This window comes from Flavobacterium chungbukense, assembly GCF_020805785.1.
Lineage (GTDB): Bacteria > Bacteroidota > Bacteroidia > Flavobacteriales > Flavobacteriaceae > Flavobacterium > Flavobacterium chungbukense.
On record NZ_JAJGZV010000008.1, the window covers coordinates 39254 to 61811 of the forward strand.

Annotated in this window: 22 protein-coding genes and 1 pseudogene; 10 read left to right on the forward strand and 13 right to left on the reverse strand. The window is 32.8% G+C overall.

Annotated elements, in window-relative coordinates:
- Positions 1–130: 130 nt before the first annotated feature.
- On the forward strand, positions 131–1426 hold the full coding sequence (locus LL966_RS18900) for a cryptochrome/photolyase family protein (RefSeq protein ID WP_229355388.1): 1296 nt from the start codon (positions 131–133) through the stop codon (positions 1424–1426).
- Between the two features lie 247 nt (positions 1427–1673).
- Here the strand turns inward: LL966_RS18900 and LL966_RS18905 are convergent, their stop codons facing one another.
- Positions 1674–2978 (reverse strand): ABC1 kinase family protein, encoded by a 1305-nt coding sequence (locus tag LL966_RS18905; RefSeq protein ID WP_229355390.1) that lies wholly within the window; start codon positions 2976–2978, stop codon positions 1674–1676.
- Complete coding sequence (locus LL966_RS18910) at positions 2978–3637, reverse strand: TetR family transcriptional regulator C-terminal domain-containing protein (RefSeq protein WP_229355391.1); 660 nt, start codon at positions 3635–3637, stop codon at positions 2978–2980. The genes LL966_RS18905 and LL966_RS18910 overlap by 1 nt, the downstream gene beginning before the upstream one ends.
- Before the next feature lie 98 nt (positions 3638–3735).
- Between LL966_RS18910 and LL966_RS18915 the strand changes: the two genes are divergently transcribed.
- A complete protein-coding gene (locus tag LL966_RS18915) occupies positions 3736–4647 on the forward strand; it encodes a TIGR01777 family oxidoreductase (RefSeq protein WP_229355392.1) in 912 nt (303 codons plus the stop codon).
- 2 nt (positions 4648–4649) lie between these two features.
- Here LL966_RS18915 and LL966_RS18920 read toward each other — a convergent pair whose 3' ends face one another.
- The 4 genes from LL966_RS18920 to rmuC form a co-directional block, all read right to left on the reverse strand.
- Positions 4650–5216, reverse strand: coding sequence for a YceI family protein (locus LL966_RS18920; protein WP_229355393.1), 567 nt, complete (start codon positions 5214–5216; stop codon positions 4650–4652).
- Positions 5217–5456: 240 nt separating this feature from the next.
- Positions 5457–5852 carry a VOC family protein gene (locus LL966_RS18925; protein WP_229355394.1) on the reverse strand — a complete coding sequence of 132 codons (396 nt, stop codon included), beginning with the start codon at positions 5850–5852 and terminating at the stop codon, positions 5457–5459.
- 36 nt (positions 5853–5888) lie between these two features.
- The gene (locus tag LL966_RS18930; RefSeq protein WP_229355395.1) at positions 5889–6437 is read right to left on the reverse strand and encodes an acyl-CoA thioesterase; all 549 of its coding nucleotides are present in this window, start codon (positions 6435–6437) and stop codon (positions 5889–5891) included.
- Between the two features lie 193 nt (positions 6438–6630).
- Entirely contained in the window at positions 6631–8004 is a 1374-nt protein-coding gene (rmuC, locus tag LL966_RS18935) for a DNA recombination protein RmuC (protein WP_229355396.1), read from the reverse strand.
- A 187-nt stretch (positions 8005–8191) separates the two neighbouring features.
- Between rmuC and LL966_RS18940 the strand changes: the two genes are divergently transcribed.
- From LL966_RS18940 to LL966_RS18960, 5 genes are read left to right on the forward strand one after another with little or no spacing between them, the layout of a single operon-like run.
- Positions 8192–9067: a protease complex subunit PrcB family protein gene (locus LL966_RS18940; RefSeq protein ID WP_229355397.1), complete on the forward strand. Its 876-nt coding sequence runs from the start codon at positions 8192–8194 to the stop codon at positions 9065–9067.
- 7 nt (positions 9068–9074) lie between these two features.
- Entirely contained in the window at positions 9075–9473 is a 399-nt protein-coding gene (locus tag LL966_RS18945) for a hypothetical protein (RefSeq protein ID WP_229355399.1), read from the forward strand.
- Between the two features lie 51 nt (positions 9474–9524).
- On the forward strand, positions 9525–10076 hold the full coding sequence (locus tag LL966_RS18950) for an RNA polymerase sigma factor (RefSeq protein ID WP_317207157.1): 552 nt from the start codon (positions 9525–9527) through the stop codon (positions 10074–10076).
- Entirely contained in the window at positions 10073–11704 is a 1632-nt protein-coding gene (locus tag LL966_RS18955) for a hypothetical protein (RefSeq protein ID WP_229355402.1), read from the forward strand. Before LL966_RS18950 ends, LL966_RS18955 begins: the two co-directional genes overlap by 4 nt.
- Before the next feature lie 43 nt (positions 11705–11747).
- On the forward strand, positions 11748–12275 hold the full coding sequence (locus LL966_RS18960) for a MepB family protein (protein WP_229355403.1): 528 nt from the start codon (positions 11748–11750) through the stop codon (positions 12273–12275).
- A 49-nt stretch (positions 12276–12324) separates the two neighbouring features.
- Here LL966_RS18960 and LL966_RS18965 read toward each other — a convergent pair whose 3' ends face one another.
- The 3 genes from LL966_RS18965 to LL966_RS18975 all read right to left on the reverse strand — a co-directional run bounded on the left by LL966_RS18965 (position 12325) and on the right by LL966_RS18975 (position 17327).
- Positions 12325–15738, reverse strand: coding sequence for a T9SS type A sorting domain-containing protein (locus LL966_RS18965; protein WP_229355404.1), 3414 nt, complete (start codon positions 15736–15738; stop codon positions 12325–12327).
- A 304-nt stretch (positions 15739–16042) separates the two neighbouring features.
- Positions 16043–16795 (reverse strand): SDR family NAD(P)-dependent oxidoreductase, encoded by a 753-nt coding sequence (locus LL966_RS18970; RefSeq protein ID WP_229355405.1) that lies wholly within the window; start codon positions 16793–16795, stop codon positions 16043–16045.
- A 157-nt stretch (positions 16796–16952) separates the two neighbouring features.
- Positions 16953–17327 (reverse strand): hypothetical protein, encoded by a 375-nt coding sequence (locus tag LL966_RS18975; RefSeq protein WP_229355406.1) that lies wholly within the window; start codon positions 17325–17327, stop codon positions 16953–16955.
- Between the two features lie 215 nt (positions 17328–17542).
- On the opposite strand from LL966_RS18975, the gene LL966_RS18980 reads away from it, so the two are divergent.
- From LL966_RS18980 to LL966_RS18990, 3 genes are all read left to right on the forward strand, one after another.
- Positions 17543–17686: a hypothetical protein gene (locus tag LL966_RS18980; protein ID WP_229355407.1), complete on the forward strand. Its 144-nt coding sequence runs from the start codon at positions 17543–17545 to the stop codon at positions 17684–17686.
- Between the two features lie 46 nt (positions 17687–17732).
- Entirely contained in the window at positions 17733–18314 is a 582-nt protein-coding gene (locus tag LL966_RS18985) for a pseudouridine synthase (protein ID WP_229355408.1), read from the forward strand.
- A 62-nt stretch (positions 18315–18376) separates the two neighbouring features.
- Positions 18377–18832 carry a tRNA (cytidine(34)-2'-O)-methyltransferase gene (locus LL966_RS18990; protein WP_229355409.1) on the forward strand — a complete coding sequence of 152 codons (456 nt, stop codon included), beginning with the start codon at positions 18377–18379 and terminating at the stop codon, positions 18830–18832.
- Between the two features lie 111 nt (positions 18833–18943).
- Here LL966_RS18990 and LL966_RS18995 read toward each other — a convergent pair whose 3' ends face one another.
- The 4 genes and pseudogenes from LL966_RS18995 to LL966_RS19010 form a co-directional block, all read right to left on the reverse strand.
- Complete coding sequence (locus LL966_RS18995) at positions 18944–19720, reverse strand: ABC transporter ATP-binding protein (RefSeq protein WP_229355411.1); 777 nt, start codon at positions 19718–19720, stop codon at positions 18944–18946.
- A 95-nt stretch (positions 19721–19815) separates the two neighbouring features.
- Positions 19816–20229, reverse strand: a pseudogene (locus LL966_RS19000) (GxxExxY protein).
- Between the two features lie 144 nt (positions 20230–20373).
- On the reverse strand, positions 20374–21402 hold the full coding sequence (locus LL966_RS19005; RefSeq protein WP_394799467.1) for an iron chelate uptake ABC transporter family permease subunit: 1029 nt from the start codon (positions 21400–21402) through the stop codon (positions 20374–20376).
- A gap of 1 nt (position 21403) precedes the next feature.
- Positions 21404–22546, reverse strand: a complete 1143-nt coding sequence (locus LL966_RS19010; RefSeq protein ID WP_229355412.1) for an ABC transporter substrate-binding protein — start codon at positions 22544–22546, stop codon at positions 21404–21406.
- Positions 22547–22558 lie beyond the last annotated feature (12 nt).

The following is a 22558-nucleotide window of genomic DNA, read 5'->3' on the forward strand; positions in this document are numbered from 1 at the left end:
TGTTAGAAACTAGTTTCTTTTTAAATTCTTCAAAAGAAAAAGAAATCTATGTTTCTATGTGTTAAGAAAAATAGACCAGAGAATAAAAAATCATTTAAATCCCAATAATCTGTGGCAAAAAAAACAAACAATGACAAAACAAAAAGTTAGCCTTTTCTGGTTCAGACGCGATTTGCGTTTAGAAGATAATACAGGATTATTTCATGCCCTGCAATCTGATTTTCCAGTAATTCCATTATTCATTTTTGATGAAGATATTTTGGAGCATCTCCCAGAAAACGATGCAAGAGTAACTTTTATTTACGATTCACTCCAAAAAATAAATTCAGAATTAAAGAAACTTGATTCTTCTATCTTAATCAAAAAAGGAAAAACAAAAGACGTTTGGAAATCGCTTATTGACGAATTTGATATTCAAAATGTATTTTTCAATAAAGATTATGAGCCTTTTGCTATAAAACGTGATACATTAATTTCTTCCTTATTGAAGGAAAATAAGATCGAAAGTTTTTCATACAAAGATCACGTAATCTTTGAAGAAAAAGAAATCACGAAAGCAGACGGACTTCCATACACCGTTTACACACCATATAAAAACAAATGGCTGGAGAAATATCGCCTTTCAGGTTCGGCTCCAGAATATGATTCAGTTCCGTTTCAATCTAATTTTGCAAAAAAGCAATTCAATTTTCCTGATTTGTCTGAAATTGGTTTTGAAAAAAGCACAATTGAAGTACTTCCTCACAACTTAACACAAATTGCCCATTATAAAGAAACAAGAGATTTTCCAGCATTAGACAGTACTTCTTATCTTTCGCCGCACTTGCGTTTTGGAACAGTTAGTATTCGAAAATTAGTGAATTGGGCCAACAGAAAAAATCAGACCTTTTTAAGCGAATTGATTTGGAGGGAATTTTTTATTCAAATTTTATTCAACTTTCCAAATTGTGTCAATCATAATTTTAAACCAGCTTACGACGGCATTCAATGGCGAAATAATGAAGAAGATTTCAAGCGTTGGTGTTCTGGAACGACGGGATATCCAATGGTCGATGCAGGAATGCGTCAATTAAACGAAACTGGTTATATGCATAATCGTGTACGAATGGTGGTGGCAAGTTTTTTATGCAAACATTTACTAATTAACTGGCAATGGGGAGAAGCGTATTTTGCTGAAAAATTATTAGATTTTGAATTGGCATCTAATGTCGGAAATTGGCAATGGGCAGCCGGAACAGGTTGCGATGCCGCGCCGTATTTCAGAGTTTTTAATCCGGAAATTCAGCAAAAGAAATTTGACGAAAAAGGAGCCTACATCCGTAAATGGATTCCTGAATTTGATTTTGGTTATAATGAACCAATGGTTGATCATGCTTTTGCAAGAGATCGTGCAATTGCGACTTATAAAGCAGGGATTTTGAAATAGGTAATTTTGGTTCAGGTTTCAGGTTGAACACAACTTTTGTCTTCCTGAGCGAAGTCGAAGGATCGCATGCTTTGTCCATACCGTGTGTCTTCAATTTACTGTCCTTCGACTTCGCTCAGGATGACAAATTAGGCAAAAAAAAACTTTGTCAAAGTTTAAAAATTTGACAAAGTTCTATACGTAAAGTTCATCAACTTGCAAACTTTACCCGAGAGCTATGCTCTAGGCGAAGCAAACAAATAAGCCTTTAATATTTCAAATAATTATCAACTACGATTTTAGCTTTCAAATCGAACATTAAATTGTACAAACCAAAGAAAGTACGGTTCATATAGATGAAATGCTTAGAACCACGGTTTCCGTTCATTTTTTTCAAGTTTGTATCTGCTGAGAAACGTTTTCCTAATTCGGCGATTGCGTTAAAGAATTCTTCGTCGGCAAAATCGAAAGTTTCATTTTGAAAAGGTTTCGTAAAAAGCGATAACAATTCATGAAACATTTCGGTGAAATATTCAATTTCAGCAGGTGTATCGTCTGGTCGAAGAATTTCCAATTCAAACAATTTATCATTAAAAAGTTTTGCGTCGGTAATTACATTTTTATTAATTAATTCGAAATAAGGCGTGTAAAATTCTTCTGGAATCTGTTTCATACAGCCAAAATCTAAAGCGATTAGTTGGTTTTGTTCGTCAACCAAAAAATTTCCTGGATGCGGATCTGCGTGTACTTTTCGTAAAACATGAATTTGGTACATATAAAAATCCCAAAGTGCCTGCCCTATTTTATCGCCAACTTCTTGATCTACGGTTTTTGCTGTAAATTCAGAAAGATGAATTCCAGTCATCCAATCCATTGTGATGATTTTCTCTGATGAAAACTCCGGATAGTAATTTGGGAAAGTGATATTCTCTATTTTATTACATGCTTCTACAACTTCCTGACTTTGTTTTAATTCTAACAAATAGTTGGTTTCTTCAATTAGTTTATCCTCAACTTCTTTAAAGTATTTATCAGAGTCTTTTCCCTGCAGATTAAACATTCTAATCGCAATTGGTTTTACCAAAGCCAAATCTGACGAAATACTATTGGCAACGCCTGGATATTGAATTTTAACAGCTAGCTTTTTGTCATTTTTCTTTGCCAAATGCACTTGTCCAATACTTGCCGCATTTACTGAATTAGGATTGAATTCATCAAAAATTTCATAAGGCGTTTTACCAAAATTGGTTTTGAATGTTTTTAAAACCAAAGGAGCTGAAAGCGGCGGAACAGAAAACTGTGAAAGTGAAAATTTCTCCACATAAGCCTGCGGTAGAAAGTTTTTATCCATACTCAACATTTGCGCCACTTTTAATGCGCTTCCTTTTAAGCTTTTTAGACCGTCATAAATATCCTCAGCATTGTTTTCGTTCAATTTATCACGGCTCAAATCTGGATTAACTATTTTTTCGGCATAATGCTTCACATAATTGACTCCGATTTTAGCCCCCGTTTGAACCAATTTCCCCGCTCTTTCAATTTTTGAGGTCGGAATATAGTCGATTGTTTTCATTATCTGCTGTGTACTTTTTCTTTAAACAAAAATTTTCCAAAATCAATCAGATGATTCATGGGTGCGACATTCATTAATTCAAATGAAGCGTTAACCGATTTCTCGATAAAAATATCTGTTTTTTCAAAAGCAGCAGATTCATCTTCCATCCAGAATTTTATCGTTAACATTAATTGCAACCATGAAGATTCTTGAATGGCTTTTTCTTGAAATTTTTGAAATTTTTCCTGTTCCAGCCTGTAATCGTCCGTTAGGATTTCGGCAACATATTCTTTAAAACTATTTCTAAGTGTTGTTAGCTGGACTAAGTTTTTTAATGGGTTTCTATCGATTTTAAGCGATTGTAAAACGTAACTTCTGTTCGCTGTTAGGATTTCGAAGAAAGTAAAATAGAAACTCAACATTTTGTTTTTCATATCATACTCTTGATATTCTTCATTTTTGTGGAGCAAATTAACTGTGTTTTCAAAAAACAGTCGGAATATTTCTTTTTCTAAACCTTCCAATGTTCCGAAAAAGGCATAAAATTCAGCTTCTGTAAAATCATTTTCTTTTGCAAAATGATAAACTGATTTTGGCTTTTGACCTTTTTCTAAAACCTCATCCATATATTTTGAAACGATATCATCTTTGGTAATTACCTTTTTTTTAGTCGTCATCTTATTAAAATTTAGAATTTGGTATAAAGGTAAACATTGTTTAACTACCTTTACTACTAACCTATCGCGATACACTGTTAAATAAATTATAAACTATTATGGCTCAAAACGTTCTACTAACTGGAGGAAGCGGCTTCATTGGAAAACATTTAACCGATGTTTTAATTGAAGCTGGATTTTCTGTATCAGTTTTGAGTCGTTCTGACAAAGAAGACACCCTAAGAATAAAGTACTATAAATGGGATTTAAAAAAGAATTCTATTGATGAAAATGCCGTTTTAAATGCTGATTATATTATTCATCTTGCAGGCGAAGGAATTGTAGATAAAAGATGGACAGATAAGAGAAAAAAAGCAATTTTAGAAAGCCGCACAAAGCCGGTAGATTTAATTTTTTCAGTTTTAGAAAAAAACAATAAAAAACTGGAAGCTTTTGTTTCAGCTTCTGCTGTTGGAATTTACGGAGCGGTAACCAGTCATAAAATCTGCAAAGAAGAAACCACTCCTGCTAATGATTTTCTTGGAACAGTTTGCCAAAAATGGGAAAGTGCCGCAGATAAAATTGGTTCTTTAAACATTCGCACCGTTAAAATAAGAACAGGAATTGTTTTAGGTAAAGATGAAGGATTCTTAAAAAAAATGACTCCAAGCTTTAAATCTGGTTTTGGAGCAATTTTAGGTTCTGGCAAACAATATCTGCCTTGGATTCATGTTGAAGATTTGTGTCATATCTATTTAAAAAGCCTCCAAGACACACAACTCGAAGGCCCTTATAATGCTTGTATTACAGATAACACTACAAATTCTAGACTTTCTAAAATTATAGCCAAAATATATGGCTATTCTATTTGGCTGCCTAAAGTGCCTCCTTTTGTATTAAAAATTTTATTAGGAGAAATGAGCATTGTTATCCTTACCGGGCAAAGAGTATCTTCAGAAAAAATTCAGAAAACTGGCTTTGAATTTCAATTTAATGATCTCGAGAAAACTTTACTAAATTGCCTAAAATAAACTTACTTCAATGTCAGTAGCATTTCTTCTGTACGAATTATAGCAGTCAGTTCTGTATTGGCTGTTTGCGAAATTTTAGAAGCGATTGCTCCAGGAATTTTGATATTAAAATCGGAAACTAAGATTGGAAAATCTGAAATAATCTGAATTCCGTTATCCACTTTTTTGATTAAAGCGTTTACGACAATTTCTTTCGCCTTTCCGCGTACATAAAGTTTTCCTTTAATCTCATATTTCTTTTCGGTCTCATCGACATCTTTCAAATCGAACTTTTGTATTTTTCCTTTAAATACAGCTTTAGGATAACGATCACTTTCCATATAATTTTCGTTAAAATGCTGTTGCATTAAATCCAGCTTAAAACGAAAGTCTTTGATGGGAACAGTACAGATAAAAGTACTGGATTTAGGCTCTAAAATAATGGCAACCTGTCTGTTTACAGCTTTTATCTCTTCAAACAAAGGAACAGAAGCCTCAAAATTTACAGTTCCTGAATTGGTAAAAAATTTGTCTTGGGCAAGGACAGAAATAACATTAAAAAATAAAAGTAATAAGGTAGTTGTTTTCATAATCGTCTACAGTTAAACAATTATGTCATTCTATTTATTCAGATTTACAGAAAGTAAAATCAGATTCTAAACAATCTGAAAAAATCGAACGGCAGTACTCAGTGAAAAAATTCCGTAACCCAATTGTTATACTTAAAGTTACGGAATTTTCGCTTGCAAAGTTTTTCTAATACTGCTAAATATTTGTGAATTTTTATGACAAAAAAAGAAAGTCATTTAGAAGGTAATCTCTTTTAAAAATTAACCTTTTATCTCTGTGCAGATCTCAATTAAAAATCCATTTAAATCTCTTGCATAAGCTACAATTTGTCCCCAAGGTTTTTCGACAGGCTCCGAAACAATAACGGCTCCAAAAGAAGTAGCTTTCTGCAAAACTTCAGGAACATTTTCTACTATAAATCCGATTTCTATTGCAAAAGGTTTATCTTCTAAACTGCTTTCTATAAAACCATCTTTTAAATTACTTTCTGCTAGTTTTTTAGAAGCAAATGAAAGTGTTGTTTCGCCTGTTATCAATTCGCCATAATCATTGTCGGGCGAGACAAATTTTCTTGAAAAACCAAAAGCATTTTCATAAAATGAAATTGATTCTTCAACATCTTCGACGTATAAAATTGTATATCCAAACTTTACCATAATTTCTATTTTTTTAATGTATTAAATATAAGAAATTTAGCTGATTTCTAGAAGGACATTGTATTTTTCTAAACTCGCTAAGTCTTCAATTGAATTAATACCAGCTAATTTTTCGTGTTCTGCTACTTCTTTTCGAACTTCGATATGTTTGATTGCTTTTCTAAAACGACGAACTTCTTGCAAATTAGATAAAATTAATCCAGGAACAGTAACACTTTTTCCTTCTTTGTCTTTAGCGACCATCGTAAAGTAAGATGAATTACAATGTTTAATTACACCTGTTTGAATGTTTTCTGCTTCAACACGAATTCCGACAACCATAGAACTTCTTCCGACATAATTTACAGAAGCCTTCATCGTTACTAATTCTCCAACTTCAATTGGTTTTAAAAAGTTTACCGTATCTACAGAAGCTGTTACACAATAATTGCCGCTAAATTTTGATGCCGAAGCAAAAGCAATTTGATCTAATAACTGTAAAATGTAACCTCCGTGAATTTTACCGCTAAAATTGGTATGCGATGGCAGCATTAGTTCTGATATACTCACTTTTGAAGATGAAACGGGTTTAAAATCTGTACTCATGTTTTTGTTTTTTTTTGGTATGTGTAGTTATTTTTTAAACACATAGTATCATAGCTTTTCAATGTCGTTAAAGGCGTTTCACTTGCATCAACAAATGCCGAAGCTTCGGGACTATGTGTTAGAAACTAGTTTCTTTTTTTAGTTCTTTCAAAGAAAAATAAAATCTATGTTCCTATGTGTTTAGATATTTTTATCAATTCAATAATTCATTGTCATCAGAATTTATTGCTCTTGCAATAATATTTTCAGGAAGCGATTTTTTTGCCTTTGCTCCCATTTTTTTCAATCTTTCCACGCTCGAAATCAGATTTCCTTTTCCGTCAACCAATTTGTTCATCGCGCTTTCGTATTCTGTTTTGGTGTCTTTAATTTTATTCCCGATTCGGACTAAATCAGAAACAAAACCTTCAAACTTATCGTATAACGCGCCCGCTTGTCTTGCAATTTCAAAAGCATTTTCCTGCTGCTTTTGATTGGTCCACATACTATCAATAGTTCTTAAAGTGGCTAAAAGTGTACTTGGCGTTACAATTACAATATTTCTATCAAAAGCTTTAGTATATAAAGCTGGATCTTCGTTTAAAGCAATGGCAAATGCAGGTTCCATCGGAATAAAAAGCAACACAAAATCGGGACTTTCAATTTGATATAAATCGTGATAATTTTTGTTTCCAAGCTGTTCTACATGTCTTTTTATAGAAATAACATGTTCTTTTAACAATTCTACTTTTAACAAATCTGATTCTTCATTTACCCATTTTTCATAGGCAACAAGTGAAACTTTCGAATCTACAATCATCTTTTTTCCGTCAGGAAGATTAATCACAACATCTGGAAAAACACGATTTCCGTCAGCGTTAGTAAAACTTTGCTGTACTTCATATTCTCTTCCTTTTTCTAAACCTGATTTTTCAAGAACACGTTCCAAAACCAATTCTCCCCAATTTCCCTGCATTTTGCTGTCACCTTTTAATGCTTTGGTTAGGTTTAAGGTTTCTTTGCTCATTTGGGCGTTCATTTCACTAAGACCAATAATCTGTTGGCGAAGTGCCGCATGATAATCTATGCTTTCTTTATGAGTCTGATCTACTTTTTGCTCGAAAATGTGAATTTTATCTTGAAGCGGCAGCAGAATATTCTTCATGTTCTCGCTATTTTGCTCGGTGAACTTTGCCGATTTTTCCTCTAGAATTTTATTTGCTAGATTTTCAAATTCTTTGGTAAATTTTTCCTGAAGTTCGTTGATTTCACTTTTTTGCTCTTTATGTCGTTCCCATAAATTTTCAAAATCGACTTCTTTCTTAGAAAGCTGGATGGCTAAACTGTCTTTTTCTGTTCGAATACTTTCTTTCTCTGCATTACTGAATTGCAATTGTTTCTGAAAATTATTTTTTTCATTCTCAAATTGTTCTTTCTGCATTAGCAATTGATTGTTTACTGCTTGTAATCTTTCTTCAGCAATTGCCTTTTCTGATTGGTTTTTAGACGCAGAAAGCAATTTTCCTAGATAAATACCAAGGAATAACGCTATTATAAAACCCAACAAAAACGGTAGATAATCTAACATAACTAAGTTTATTTTACGTAAAAGTACGCAATAATACGTAGTACTTAGTTTTTAAAATAGAAATTTCACGAATTAAGAATTAATCCAAACTAAATCAACATTTTATTTTTTTTGAAAAAAATTATGCTCCAACGCAACCTTTTTTCAAAATGCTTATCTACAAGATATAACCTATTACAAAATATTCATGAAAAAATTAATGCTTGGCTTATTTGTAGCCTTCGGAATTAGTGCTTGCTCATTAGGAGATGATGCCAAATATGCAGATTGCGGCGCTAATACAATTGTAGAATTTACAGGATTTCCTTTATTGTGCAACTATAGCGTAAAAACGCCTCCACCTGCGCCTGCAGTAACTGTAGTGGGAAGTCAGACCAAAATGGATGATTTATTTACTAAACATGCAAATAGCTGTAATGTTGCAAGTGATCCAAACATTGATTTCACAAAAAATTATCTAGTAGGAGTTTTTGCTGGACCTAAACCTAGTACAGGTTATGCTCTAAAAATTACATCTATAGTAGAAAATGATTGTCAAATAATTGTAAATTATTACGAAAAAGCACCTGGAGCTAATGAAAGCGTATTTCAAACACCAACCAGTCCGTTTGACGTAGTTTTAATTCCAAAAACATCAAAACCATTTATTTTCTTTAAAACAGAAGAAAGTCCGAATAATATAATTGTGGGAAGTTATTCAAATCAATGTACTGGTGCAGATTGTCAAAAATTCTTCCAAATCAATGATTACAATACTTTAAAATTCTTAAATGTTGCAGCTGGACAATACGATTTTAACCAATACAAATATGTGCCAACTATTAAAAGAGGAGAATATACTTTATTGTTAAAAGATGTTCCAGCAGAGATTTTAGCTCTTAAGGGACAAACTAAAACATATGGTACTCCAAACGAATCTGCTCAAGGCGGTGTTTATTTTGAATTGAACCTAAATGCTGTTATTACTAAAGTTTATATTGATAACGCAGATACTGCAGATCAAAGTGCTGCTATTAAAGCTTTCAAAAAAATAATTCAAGATAAAATTACTAGCTTAAAATAATCCAATTATGAAAAAACTTTTTATATCATTTATCGTCTGTTTTCTTTTTACGACAGTTTATTCTTTAGATGCTTCTAAAGTGGCTTCTGGATCAATTGTAAATACTTGGACTTGGGAAAAATCTATTGGTGGAAATGAAAATCCGTATTTGGCAACTCCAAAAACGATTGGATTTAATAAGAAAATCATCTTTACTCCTAACGGAAGAGTAATTACTTATAAAAATAATGTTGAAATTAGAAATAGTGCTTATCAGGTAGAAAAAGGAATTGGTATTTTAGATCAGTCAGAACATGACCTAATTTCTTTCGAGGGTAAAACTTACATCATAGAAAACCTTGACAATCAAAACCTAACGATTGTAGCCAACGATCAAGATGGTGCTCGAACTATATTTAAAAGATAGTTTTGTAAACTATTATAAACTATTTTTGCAAAATCAAATTTGAACCATTTCTTGAAAGACGACGTAGAAAAATATATCAAACTGTGCATGAAAAATGACAGAGAGGGACAACTGAAAATATATCAGTTGTTCTCTCCTGTTTTGTATGGAATATGTTTGAAATACATGAAAAATGAAGACGACGCCAAAGACGTTTTTCAGGAAGCTTTTGTGATTGTTTTTCAGAAAATAAGCCAATATAAATTTGAAGGAAGTTTTGAAGGATGGATGAAACGGATTTTCATTAACAAACTCATCGAAACTTTAAATAAAAAGAAAAAAGAAAGTTTTTTTCTCGATGTATTTGATCCCGACACTGATTTTGTCGAAGAGGAAGAACTAGATATCATTCCGATAGAACAGGAAAAGTTACTGGAATATATACGGGATTTGCCAGATCAATATCGAACGGTTTTTAACTTGTATGTTTTTGAAAAAATGAAACACAAAGAAATAGCCGAATTACTGAAAATATCCGAAGGAACATCAAAATCAAATTTAAACCGCGCCAAACACATTTTACAAAAGCGAATTTTGAGTATCAAAAATTTTAAGACAGCATGAAGAAGCACAAAATAGAAGATATTTTTTCATCAATGGAAGACTTTTCGAGTGTTCCGCCTCCTGAATTATGGGGTCAGATTGAAGAAAAATTAGACAAACCTAAAAAGAAGAAGAAGAGAGCTATTCTTTGGTGGTCGGCTGCTGCATGCTTATTATTGGGGCTGCTTCTGCCTACAATTTTACATTTTTCTGGTTCACCTCAAAATAACAACTTAAACAATGGCGGTTCTGACAATAATAGTGTAGTTCTTGAAAATAATACAAACAATAAGAATAAAAATAATTCTGTTAACGAAAATGAAGAGAAAACTTTAGACACAATAAATAATGTTTTGTCTCCCAAAAATTCATTAACAAATCAACAACCGAATCCAAATCAAGAAACTGCTGTTGCTAATTCTGATTCGAAAAATAAATCAAATAAAAACAATAATAATTCTAAATATGAAGAGCAAATCAATAGAAATGCTCCAAATCAAAATATTGGAAATCAAAGTTTAATTGCTTCTGAAGAAAAATCTAGCGGGAGATCTTCAGCGAAATCATCTTTTGTAAACAACAAAAAAGCTTCTAACAAAGGAATTTCTGAAGAAAGAATTGCTTTTGGAAAACCTAGCAAATTTAATTCGACGCCACAAAAACAGCTTTCAAATTCGATTTTTGAAGAACAGTTACTTCCAAAAAACAATAAAAATTTTGCTGCTAATAACAATAATGCTTTTGCCAACAATAACACTTTCAAACAAAATTTGAATAATCCTAAAAACAATGCTACTGACAAAACTGCAAACGGTATTACAAAAGAAAATTCAAAATTTGGAATGCCTTTAACCAAACAAGATTCGGTACAACTTGCAGAGCTTCAAAACTTAGAAAAAGGAATTTTGCCTTTGGAAGAGAAAAAAGACAAGAAAGAGAAAAAGGACAAAAAACTGGATTTGAATGAAAGATGGGCTGTGGCTGTTTTTGCAGGTGTTGCAAGTTCGGAAAACACTAAAAACGATAAAACACTAGGCAACGTAAACGATTCTAAACAATCCAATTCGTACGGAGTTAAAACAAAATATAACATTAGTAATAAATGGGCTGTAAGTTCTGGAGTTAAATTTAATGAGCTTGGGCAAAAAGTTGCCAACGTATCTTATGTAAGTGCTAAAGGCAATACTCTTTTTGTTCCTGGAGTCAGCGCTACAGATTATAATAGCCCCGCACCAGTCGGAAATTCAGAATATATTTTAATCTCAAACACTACTAAAGAAGCTTTAAAAAGCGAAAATGTCCAAAGTGGAAAATTGGATCAGAACTTAAGATATATCGAAATGCCTCTAGAAGTTTCTTACTCTATTTTTAATAGAAATAAAGCCAGTATAAATTTAAATACTGGAGGTTTTGTTGGTAAGTTAATCTCAAACAATGTTGCTTTAGACGGCCATAATATTGGGCAAAATACAACTGCAAATGATTATGTTTATGGTTCTACTTTGAGCAGTACGGTTCAATATCGTGTGTATAAAAAAACGAATGTGTTTGTTGAACCTGCGATGAATTATTATATTAATCCGTTAAACAATCAGTCCTTTAACCAGTTTCAGTGGGGATTAAATTTTGGTTTAAATGTTTCTTTCTAAGTTGAATTTGATGTAATTTTAAGAAAAAATAATTTCATTTTTGATGAACTTTACAATTTCCACAATAGATTCAAAATCAATTGCAACTGATTTATTTAGTGCAAAAGAAATCATTTTTGATAAAGCTGGTTTAGAATTGACTGATCTTCAGAAAGAAAATGAAAGTGGAGAATATAGTGCTTTTCGCTTTTCATTAGACAATAAAAACATTTGTTATAGAGAAGCCAAAATAACGCCAACTAAAACAGGACAGTTTGTTACGTTATGGAAACGAAACGATAACGGAATTATTGAACCTTTTGATGCTAATGATTCTATAGACTTTGTTATTGTTAGCGTTCGAAAAGATCAAAATTGGGGACAATTTATTTTTCCGAAAAAAACTTTACTTGAAAAGGGTGTTTTTTCTACTGAAAAGAAAGAAGGAATTAGAGCAACGCGCGTTTACCCGCCTTGGGATGAAACCAAAAGCAAACAAGCTCAAAAAACGCAAAAGTGGCAATTGGACTATTTCTTCCATTTCACAAACAACCAAATTGATTTCGATCAACTAAAAAAAATATTCTCATAAAAAAAGGCAGTCTTAAAATGACTGCCTTTCTTTTTATCCTGAAGATTTATTATTTTTTGATAATCTTATCTTTAAAAATTACTTTATTATTTTCTGTAACGGTGTAAATATAAAATCCAGAAACTAGATTATGAACAGACATAACAGCTGTACTGATTTCAGATTCGCTTTTTACACTAATCGTATTTCCAATTACATGTCCGTTGATATCATACAGTTTGATTTTTAAATCTCTTCCTTGCGTCGTTTGCAAATCAAAATTGACAACATCTGTTGCAGGATTTGGATATGCACGAACTAGAGATTTATTTTTACCTCCAAAATCAGGAACAGCCAGAACATCCTGTTTCAATTCAAAACGAGCAATTACAGGTCCGTGATCAGACGTGGTAGTCGTATAACTTGCAATATCATTACGGGGATCATAAACTGCAGTTGAATTTGCAATATAATCATCTAATAATTCATTAGAAATTGTAATGTGATCTAAGAATCCGCCTGAGCTTAAAAAACTGTATGCACCAGCCTGGCTAATTTCTAAAGTAAGCGCTTTATAGTTATTAGTATCATTTACAAAAACCTCATAAGAAGAAGGCTGGCCAGCAATAACTGAAGCTTTTACATCATCATTATAATCTCCTAAAAGAATAATATTTGAATTTGCATAATGTGCATCTAAACTATCTTTAAGAACTTGAGTATCATATTTACGCATATTGTAGCGAGAAATATCTGTTCCGCTGTTGGCACGCGCGTGAAGGTCAATTAACTGAATTTCATTTTTAACTCCGTTAAGATTTGTTTCTAAAGTTACCATGTAAGGCAAACGTCCAGAAGAGAAAAAACTGCTGTTTGTACCTCCAGGATAATTAGCCAGCGTTTTTGTAGCAGCGCGTAATTCATCGTAAAACTCTTTAAACATTACACGAGTTTTCTTCAATGTTGTTGTTTTGGTATTATAAAGCACAACTAATTTTTGAGGTGGAAAAGTTGGATCTGAAGTTGGATCCCATGAATAAGACCAAGAAGTTGAAACTGTTTTTTCGAATGTTTTACCGTTTACATTTATTTTGGCAATTAAAGCATCAATTTGTGCGTCGCTAGAAACCTCTTGAACAACATATACATCTGCATCTAATTTATTCATAACTTTTGATACATTTTCCAACTGTAATGTTTTGTCGGCTGGACCGTAAGCAGCAGTTGGCGCTCCAAAAAATTCTAAATTATAAGTAACCACATCAAAAGTATCTGCTTTTGGTAAAGAAGAACCTGTTAGTGAACCAATCTGCTTGCTTAAAGAAGTTCCTGTCACTGTAAGTGTTCCAGAAATTTTTAATTCTTTTGTTGTTGGAATAAATCTTGCATAAAGTGTTGTTCCAGCCGCTGCAACAGCAGAAGAAATTGCAATACTTGAAGCAAAAGAAGTATTATCTAACGATAGTTGGTACGAAGCTGGAGCTGTCAACGTTAAATTACCATATCCGTCTGCTTTAAAAGCAAAAGATTGACTTGCAGAAACTGCATTTTGAGCTACATCTCCAAAATCTAAAACTGGGTTTGAAGCCACATAACCCGATTCGTTTGTAATAGCAAAATCATCAAAAGACCATTCTGCCGCATTATTGTTTCCGCCAGCTGTAGTTTCGTAAACCCATGCCAAATAAGTGTGATCTGTTTTAAAATCTCCTAAATTAATGTATTGAGATTGTACATAAGTTCCTGTAGCAGTTGGAAAATTTCCATCAATTTCTGTCCAAGTTGCTAAAGTAGGATCGCTAACACCATCATAATTTGTAGAAACCATTAATTTTAAAGATGGTCCAGCATAAAATTTACGAGAATAGAAAGACAATAATGGAAATTGCCCAAAACTGTCTAAACGTAATTTTGGAGAAATCAGCCAGTCTTTACTTGGTATGTTTGTATCTGAAAAACCATTCACCAAAACAGCACCAGTTCCAGAATTTACATTTCGTGCCACAGTAGTGTGAGCCCATTTATTTAAAGGCCCTGAAACATTATATTGTGTCCATCCGCTGTTTGAAAGCACATTTGGATCATCAAAATTTTGAATGTAAGGATTGGTTCCGATTCCTGAAACTGAAATCGTTTTGCTTAAAGCACCTGTACTTTCATGCGTTATTGTTCCAGATAAAATACCAGAAGCACTTGGTGTAAAACGTACATAAACCGTTGGCGTTGCATTTGAAGCAAAATCTGCTGCATCAAAACTTATAGAAGTTTGGAAAGCAGTATTGTCTTTTGAAACTGTATAGTTAGCCGTTGCCGTTACAGTTACCGGAGCAGTAAGATTTGTTCCTTTAATTTGATAATTTAAACTAGCCGATTCTAAATTTTGTTCTACGCTTCCAAAATTAAGCGTTGTACTTGTAGTTCGTATAGATGGAATTAATGTACTAGAAGTTGTAACATCTAATTTATTAACTGTTGCTTGAAGGTTTTCAGAAGCATCTTCAGAAACAGAATAAACAATGTAAGCGGTATTTAAAGGTAAACCTGTAAAGATTTTAGAATACTCTAAAGCTTTGTCTGTAATATTTAAAGATCCTGACTGTAAAGCTGCAGCTCCAGTTGCATCCAAACCAGCTTTTACTTGTGCTGCAGTTGGTTGTGTACTTCCAGCAGCAGTTAAAACGAAATAGGTTTTACCTGTTTCATTTAATTTACTAACAAAGTCAAAACCGTCAGATAAAACCTCAACAATTTTTGGGTAACCAGATTCATTAACTGGAGCAGTTGTATCTCCTCCAACTTTTATATTATCAATTGCAAAAGACGGTCTAGAACCTGAACCTCCATTTTGTTTACTAATCCATCTAATTTGCACTTCAGGCTGATTGTCGCAATCAGCAGGCAAAGTAACATTTATAGTTTGCGGATTCTGTGGAGTTGTTACTCCAGTACCTGTTTGCAAAGTAGTTCCACTAATATAAGACGTTGATGGCAAAGTTGTAAAAACTCCTGTTTGCCCCACTCTATATTGCAGAACCATTTCGTTTATACGAGTATTACTAGCAGTCACATCATAAGGATTACGAATAACCATTGCATCATACTGAACAATAACAGCTGTCTGACCAGATGTATTAAATGCCAAAGCAATAGTCAAATCTAAAGATCCGCTATTTAAGAAACCTATTTTTCCATTATAATTATGAAAATTACCACTAGTAATTGATGCCGAACTACTCGCAACAAGAGGTCTATCAGCAACTACTGTTGCAGCAGTATTAAATGCGGATCCAGGGACAAGAGAAGCTGTCCATCCTCTTAATCCAACTGGAAAAGCTGTAGCCGTCGCTTGCAGTCCAGTAAAGTTTTGAGAATAAGGTAATGTTTGAACTTCTGGCATCGTTCCCTGGGCAAAAATATTTCCAGAAAAGCAACCTATCAAACATAAAAAAGCCATTAGCTGGCGTGAAAAGTAAAGTTTTTTCATACTGTTTAAGAATAGAGTTTTTAGAAGTCAAATTTATCGCCTTTAAAGTTAAGCCAATATTATAAAACCTTAAACTTAATGCTTACAGTTTTATCAATATAATTCAATAAAGCACAACACAATATTAAAGATACTAAAATAAAAACAATTAAAAAGCTCAAACACCAAACATTATTCAAAATAGCACAACCTTTAAAGCGTTTAAAAAAACTCCACATTTCTTACAAACAAAGGGATTATAAACAAAAAAAAAGCAGTAAACTTTTGCTTACTGCCTTCTCACTTTGTTATGTAGTCTAAAAAATTATACTGCTGTATAACCGCCATCGGCTATGATATAACTTCCTGTTGTGAATGATGATTTATCTGAATTTAAGAAAACTACCAATTCTGCAATTTCTTCTGCAGTTCCTAAACGGTTCATTGCCGATTTAGCTGCCACAGCATTCATCATATCTTTATTTAAATTATCTTTTAAAAGTGCTGTCTCAATATAACCAGGCCCAACGGCATTGCAACGAATATTTTTCTGTGCATACTCAACAGCTATATTTTTTGTTAAACCTACAACAGCATGTTTAGAAGCCGTATACGCTGGACTAAGTGGCGCGGCAACCTGTCCGTGGATAGAAGCGATATTAACAATGCTTCCACCGCCGTTTTTCTCCATTTGTTCCAATTGATAACGGCAGGCATAAAAAACACCATTTAGATTAAGTGCTATAACTCTATCCCAATCCGCTGGTTCGTATTCTCCGGTTGGCTTTGCTGGTCCGCCCATTCCGGCGTTGTTGCACGCAATGTCAAGTCTACCGTATTTAGAAACCGTAACCTCAACCATGTGTTTATTATCACTGGCACTCGACGAATCTCCTTTTACAAAAAAAGCTTCGCCTCCCTTATCTTTTATGATTTTTACGGTTTCTTCACCGTGCTCTACATTAATATCTGATACTACAACTTTTGCTCCTTCTCGAGCGTACGCTTCTGCTACTGCGCGTCCAATTCCTGAACCGCCTCCAGATACAAAAGCTACTTTATTTTCTAAAAGTGCCATTTTATATATATTTAAAATTTGATACCTCTAATTTACGAAGAACTTCAATGATGACAGTACTTTGAAGCGAGTTTACAATAAGATTAACGATTACCGCTAATGTTATGTTATTTGATATTAAAATGACCCTATTCTGATGAAAATTTCGTATTGTAAATTAATTCTCTTCATCCAATTTCATGTTGCCTCGATCTTTATGATTGTCTGGATGTGAATTCGGATATCGATTCGGAGTGATATCAGAATTACGATCTTTGTTTTCTACTGTTTTATTGGCTTCGTCTTCAGTGGAGACACCACGATTGGCATTTGCATTTTTAGAATCGGTTTTTGAAATTTTGGTCTTAATATCTTCGTTTTCGTTTCTTGCTCTTTCTACAATCTTTTTATCTCCATCGGCATCTGTTACCAATTCTTTATTGAGTTTTGCATCTTTTAACTCTTTGTCGTGCGAAACGTCTTTTCCTTTGGATTCCTCAATATTTTTTTGCGTTCCGTTTATCTTTTTTGTTCCTAAATTATTCGTTCCCATGGCATTTTTCTTTTGAGTTTCTTACCTAATATTACGAATTTAAAATTTTAAAACTAAGAGGTTTAACATTGCTTTTAGTTTATAACACCTTATTTTTCATAATTCACTATCTTTATTTACAACATTTTACGATTCAACCTAAATCTTAACTTATGAATTTCTTCAAAATCAAAACCAGTTGGTCTAATGCGGAATTTATTTTAATCAAAATTTGCATGGCTTCAATCTATATATTTATCGGAAGTTATTTTCACGAATTTTTTCAAAATTATTATTGGGCTTTAATCGAAATTTTTGCCTTTACTGCAATTTGGTTTTTATATCAATGGATAAAGAAAATGAAATCTCAAGAGCAGTAATTCGTTTTAATTTTAAGAAAGCCACTATCTTTGCAAAAAATTAAAAATGCACAGACACTTCATTCTTTTTAAACCTTACGGCTACTTAAGCCAATTTATTTACGAATTAAAAAGAAAGAAAAAGCTTTTGGGCGAATTGCATGATTTTCCTGAAGGAACAATGGCAATCGGAAGATTGGATGAAGATTCTGAAGGTTTGCTCTTCCTAACTACAGATGGAAATATGAGCGAATTGGTTCGAAGCAAAAAAGTCGACAAAGAATATTATGTTCAGGTGGACGGCATTATTACTCCCGAAGCAATTGAACAATTGCAAAAAGGTGTACAAATTGGACTTGACGGAGGCAAATACAAAACAAAACCCTGCAAGGCCTTTATTGTAACGGAAATTCCTGATTTTGGAGCAAGAGCCAAAAAAATTAGAGACGAACGTCATGGGCCAACTTCTTGGGCTTCGATTACAGTTAGAGAAGGAAAATTTCGTCAAGTTAGAAAAATGACTGCTGCAGTAGGTTTTCCAACTTTACGTTTGGTTCGAGTACGGATAGGAAATGTATATTTGCAAAACTTAAAAGCGGGAGAAGTTTGTGAAGTGAAAGATTTTAAATTAGAAAATTTGCCCATTTGATAATTAGAAAATTTAAAAACTCAAACTCATAACTTATAATTTATAACTCATAATTAAAAAAAATGCTAAACGTAGTTCTTGTAGAACCTGAAATACCTAATAATACTGGAAACATTGGAAGATTGTGTGTTGGTACAGAAAGCCGATTGCATTTAATTCATCCTTTTGGTTTTGTAATTAACGATAAAAACCTAAAACGTTCGGGATTGGATTATTGGGTTCATCTTGATGTAACCGAATATCAAAATATTGAAGAATGGATGCAGCAGATTCCTGATAAATCTCGTGTCTTTTTAATGAGTTCGCATTCTGAAAAATCGTATTTGCAAAATGAGTTTCAAGATGGAGATTGGTTAGTTTTTGGAAAAGAAAGTGTTGGCTTGAGTAAGGAGTTTATGGAAAGGTTCGAAAATCATTTGACGATTCCGATGTCTCCGCTAATTCGTTCTTTTAATATTGCTAATTCAGTTGCTTTTGTTATTGGTGAAGCGAAGAGACAAATTGGATTAAAAAAATAATTTTTACGATTTCCTGCAAGGTTTTTAAAACCTTGTAGGTATTTATAATTTCAATCACAATCTAATTTTAAACCTACAAGGTTTTAAAAACCTTGCAGGAAGAGTCGAAAATCAATTCACAATAAACTTCCCTTTTTCAGCATCAAAAATAATATTTTCATCCTTAAATAAATTGCTGAAACTTCCATTCGAAATTAAATTACAAGGCTGATCTTGCGTTATGTTTTCTGGCGTCATCATAATCATTTCGTCACTTAATTGGATCGCCAAATCAATGTCGTGAGTAGAAAACAAAATACATTTTTGAGTTTCTTGAGTCAATTTTTTCAATAATTTGAATAAGGAAACTTTATGCAATAAATCTAAATGCGTTGTCGGTTCATCTAAAATAATCAACGGTGTATCTTGTGCCAAAGCTCTTGCAATTAGCACTTTTTGTAATTGTCCGTCACTAATCTGAAAATGTTTCTTTGAAGCTAAATGCTCTATTTGCGTCAGGCTCATTGCTTCATGAACTTTTGAAATATCTTCATCAGATAATTTATCAACCCAATTGGTATAGGGCTGTCGGCCTAGCGCCACCAATTCAAAAACAGTAAGATTACTTGGCGGCAGTTTTTCGGTCAAAACCAAACTTAGATTCTGCGCTAATTCTGAAGGTTTATAATCTGAAATACTTTTTTCATTTAAATAAACATTTCCAGATAATGGTTTTTGGATTCCAGTAATTGTTCGCAACAAAGTAGACTTTCCAATTCCGTTTGCTCCGATTAATGTAATTAATTTTCCTGAAGCTAAATTTAGATTCAGATTCTCAGCAATAGTCGTAACACCTTTCTTGGATTTATACCCAATATTTAGATTTGATGTGGAAAGAATTGCTTTCATTTTGAGTTATTTTTTAAACACATAGAAACATAGGTTTTTCTTTTTACTGAGAGTTTATTGAAAATTTACTTGTAAATTAACACATAGCATTGAACTTAAAACTTTGGTAATAATTTGAAGTATTCATTTACAAACGTTTTTTGGCCTTCTTTGAAAATATTAAAACAGTTAAAATTAATTAGAATGCCTTTTGGAGCTTTTAAAAGTTTCATATAAGTCATTAACTGTGCTTCATATATTGGATTTTATTCTGATGTCGCTTTTAATTCTACAACTAAACAATTCTCAACTAATAAATCACATTTTAAATCTGCATTTAATTCTTTGCCTTTATAAATCAAAGGCACTTTCATTTCAGTAAAAAAATTTATGTTTCGAAATCTTAATTCTTCTTTTAAACATTGATGATAAACATTTTCAAGCAAACCTTTTCCAACTGCTTTATGAACTTCTATACAAGCGCCAATAACATTAAAAGTTAATTCATCTAGATATTTTTGAGTTACCATTTAAAAATTAGTTTTATAAAATAGAAAACCAGTTTTAATTCACTAAAGCTATGATTGTTTAAAATAGTGAAACGCCTTTAATCGGCTTTTAAAACTATGTATCTATGTGTTTAAAAAACTAAGATATTAAATATTTGTAAGTTTTTACGTAAAATTTCTTTTTCTAACTAAAAGCCAAATTACCACGGGCGCACCAATAATAGACGTTATAGCATTTATTGGAAGCGTAACATCGAAACCTGGCATTTGTGAAACAATATCGCAAAACAGCATAATAATTGATCCGAAAAATAAAGTGCTCCAAAACAATATAGTATGATTACTAGTCTGAAAAGTCAGTTTTGCAATATGCGGAACTGCTAATCCGATAAAAGCAATTGGACCTGCAAATGCCGTTATGGCTCCCGATAATATGCTGGTTGCAAATATGATGATTAAACGTGCTTGTTTAAAATTCAATCCCATACTTTTTGCATAGTTTTCTCCTAACAATAAAGCATTTAATGGTTTGATACTTTTGGCGCTCAAAAGTAATCCGATTATAACACAAGATGTCAAAATTCCGATTGTGGACCAAGAGAGATTTCCTAAGCTTCCCATTGACCAAAAAGTAAATTTCTGCAATTGTTCTGCTGTACTAAAGTACGTTAGAACACTTACAATTGCTGTTGTAAAACTTCCGAACATTAATCCAACAATCAAAATTGCCATTGTATCTCGTAATCTTTGGGAAACAACAAGAACCAAAAGTAAAACCAAAGTACTTCCGAATGTTGAAGCAATCACAATTCCGTATGACGACAATGCAATTACGCTTAAAAACGAAGGCAGAAATCCAGCACCTAAAATGACAAAAGCAACTCCCAAACTCGCGCCAGAACTTAGTCCCAAAACATAAGGTCCTGCAAGCGGATTTCGAAACAAAGTCTGCATTAAAAGTCCGCTAATTGAAAGTCCGCTTCCAACTAAAACAGCCGTAATCGCTTTTGGCAGACGGTAATTAATGATAATATATTCCCAAGTTGACTTTGCTGCATGACCACCAATTAAGCTTGCGAAAACATCTTTTAACGGAATTGTTACCGATCCTAAACTAATGCTCGCAAAAAACATTAATAAAAGACCTAAAGTCAGAACTAGAAATAAAATGGTATTTCGTTTTTTATTGGCCAAATTAGTTCAGTTTTGATGCAAAAGTAAATTCGTAACTTGACAATAAATCAGGATGGAAGATTTTAATATAATCTTTCAAAACTAAATCTGGACGGCTTGGTGCTAATTCATAATAAACCGTTCCGCCAGTTGCTCCCAATTTACCTTCAAAATTATAAACGCTTTTATTTTTAAAAGCATCAAATTCTCCATAATGAGGATTTGCTTTTTGCAATTCGTCTAAACTTTTAAATGAACCAGAAGCAATCCACACATTGGCAGTTTTGGCTTTGTCTAACACTTTTTCAAAAGATAAACCTTCGCTCCCGCTTCCTTTTAAATCTGCCCATAAATAAGTTGCTTGAGCATCTTTCATAAATTGCGCTACCCAGCTGTTTCCTTTAGCAACATACCAAACATCTTCATACATCGAACCGTATAATACTTTTGAAGTCGCAGGTTTATCAGCAACTAATTTTTTCGCCTGATTGTAACTTTCTACAATTTTATCAAAAAGCTCTTTTGCTTTGTCTTCTTTAGCGAATAAAGCACCGTACAGTTTTATCCATTCTGCTTTTCCAAGCGGAGACTGTTCCATCCAATCGCCTTGAATTAAAACATTTAAACCGCTTTTTTTCAGGTTATCCAACATCGGATTGTTATTATCAACTCCAAAAGTCACGATTAAATTTGGTGCTAACTCTATTAATTGCTCGATATTTAGTTTTTCATTTTGTCCAACGTTTTTAACCGAACCTTTATCAATTAAAGCTCTTGTCTTTTCTGAGGAAATATAATCGGTATGCGGAAAACCAACTAATTTGTTTTCTACTTCCAACATTTCTAAAAATGGAATATTAGTAGTTGAAGTAACCACAACTGACTCCAAAGGAACCTGAATTGAGGTATAAGACTGAAGACTATCTGGAACTTTTGCGTCTTTTTCTTTTAAGATATATTTGAAATCTTTATCTGCATTAGGCCATGGATTTGAAACAGTTACAATAGAATAATCCTCATATTTTACGATTGAAAGTCCTGATGCATATTCAATACTATTTTGAGCATTTACCATTTTTACTGCTTCTATTTTTTCATTCTTCTTACAACCTATAAGAATAAAAAAAGCTGCAGTAATAATCATTTTAGGGAATATTTGTCTCATGGTTTAGGTTTT